This window comes from Clostridium sp. (genome assembly GCF_040797585.1).
GTDB lineage: Bacteria > Bacillota > Clostridia > Clostridiales > Clostridiaceae > Clostridium_Z.
On the sequence record NZ_JBFNEO010000294.1, the window covers coordinates 1 to 2408 of the forward strand.

General features: G+C 27.0%; 1 protein-coding gene and 1 pseudogene. Both read left to right on the top strand.

The genetic code is table 11. From position 1 onward, the window contains the following. Positions 1 to 244: pseudogene (locus tag AB2369_RS12910) on the top strand (hypothetical protein); the annotation flags it as partial. 440 nt (positions 245 to 684) lie between these two features. Continuing rightward, a partial coding sequence (locus tag AB2369_RS12915) for a helicase-related protein (protein ID WP_367666882.1) occupies positions 685 to 2408 on the top strand: 1724 nt, incomplete at its 3' end.

Genomic DNA, 2408 nt, shown 5'->3' on the forward strand with positions numbered 1-2408 from the left:
AGATACTACATGTGATAATGATAGAAAGCTGTTAGTTTTAAAGGATTCTTATGCAAATAGCCTTGTTCCATTTTTAACTGAAGATTTTAGTAGTATATACATGGTTGATTTAAGATATTACAATGGTGATGTATCAAAACTTATAGAGGATGAAGGATTTACAGATATATTAATGGTATATAATGTAAATACTTTTTCTCAGGATGAGTCCCTAGATAATTTGTTACCTGTAGATGATAATTAATAACAATATAATTTAAGAAATAAAATAATATTCTTATAAAGAAGTATAGCATTGAAGCTAATTATAAATGCACCCTATAGAACAGACCTTTTTAGTGTCTATCCTATAAGATACATATAACTAAGAGTTTCTTGCTATACTTTTTAATTTTTCATTTAAGGATATAGATTATTAAATCATTCATATTATAAAAACTTTATTGTTATACCATACTAAGTTTATAAGTTATAGGGAGTTATGATTATATAGATTTCCCATTTTAGTTTTCAAGTTATACTAAATAGGCTATAAGGCTATGATATCTTAAAGTTTAGTTTCCATTATTATATGATAATAAATATATAAAAGAGGATGACTTTAATAGAATAATAAAAAGAGAATTTACTTATTCAAGAAGTATATACTAATAGAAATAAAATAGAAGTTTAGGAGCTGATTTTATGAAAATAAAAGGCGCTGAAAGGGAATTTAAGAAAATTAAGGATCAGATAAATACTATTAAGAATATAGTTATGAATAGTAAAGACAGAAATACTTTTGAAAATGAAAAAACTCTTAGAGATAAGATAACTCTCCTTAAAGAAGTAAAGCTCGCTATAAAAAAAGGGAAAAATGATAAAAAGGTTAGGGAGGTGGATAGTTTAATTAAGGAATATGAGGAGCTTTTAGAATATATATCAGAAAAAATTATAAAAAATTATAATGAAAAGAATAAAACAGATTTTAATTTTAAAGAACTTAGATCTACTTATTATGAGAGCTACATGTATTCTGGCATATTAAATGTATTAATTACAAGGCATATACCAAAACTTATTAATAAGAGTTTAGACATAATATTTAAAGATAATCCAAAGGATGAATATGAAAAAGCAAGAAGAATTAAAAGAAAAATATATCTTCACTTAGGAGATACTAACACTGGAAAAACTTATAATGCAATGGAGAGGTTAAAAGAAGCTAAAAATGGAATATATCTTTCACCTCTTAGGATACTGGCTCTTGAAAACTTTGAAAGACTAAATAAAGAAGGGGTTTCTTGTAGTCTTTTAACCGGAGAAGAAAATATTAAGAAGGAAGGGGCTACTCATATAAGTTCCACTATAGAAACTTTAGATATTTCTGAAGAGTATGAAGTTGCTGTAATAGATGAGATTCAACTTATAGGAGATAAGAAGAGAGGATATGCATGGACTCGTGCATTACTGGGATTACAGTGTAAGGAGATACATATATGCGGAGCCATAAATACTAAAGATCTATTAATAAAAATAATTGAAGATATAGGGGACGAATATTTACTCAAGGAATATAAAAGAGATATTCCTTTGATTTTAGAGAATAAAGGGTTTAGTGATCAGCAGGTTACGCAAGGGGATGCCTTAGTAATGTTTTCTAAGAAAAAAGTTTTAGAGAGAGCTATGTTTTATAGTAACAAGGGAATTAAAACTAGCTTAATTTACGGAGATCTCCCTCCAGAGGTTAGAAAACTTCAGTATGAGGAATTTTTAAAAGGAAATAGTAAAATATTAATAACCACAGATGCCATAGGAATGGGAGTAAACCTACCAATAAAAAGAATTGTATTTATAGATATTAAAAAGTTTGATGGGGAAGAAATAAGGTATTTAACTTCTCAAGAGATAAAACAAATAGCTGGGAGAGCAGGGAGAAAAGGCATATATGATAAAGGATACATAGGCTCTTATAGTAATTATCACGAATACCTAAGTGAGGCATTAGATAAAGATGACTTTAAGTTAAAAGCAGCTATATTAGGACCAAGTGAGGATATATTAGAGATAAAAGGAGCTTCTCTTAGAGAAAAACTATCTATTTGGAGTGAAAGACCTTTAGATATAAAATTCTATAAAAAGATGGATATAAGTGAGTATTTAATTATATTAGATGCTATAAAAAAATATAAATTAGAAGAAAAAAGTCAATGGAAGCTGCTTAGGATTCCTTTCGATGTAGAAAATGAAAATCTTATGAGGTGCTTTTTATTTTATATAGATGAAATATTTTTATTAAATAAAAAAGAAATAGCAAAACCTAGATTAAAATATGATACTCTTTATGAATTAGAGGAATATTATCAAAAGATAAACATATATTACTCCTTCGGAAAAATATTTGAAGTAAGTTTTGATGAGGAATGGGT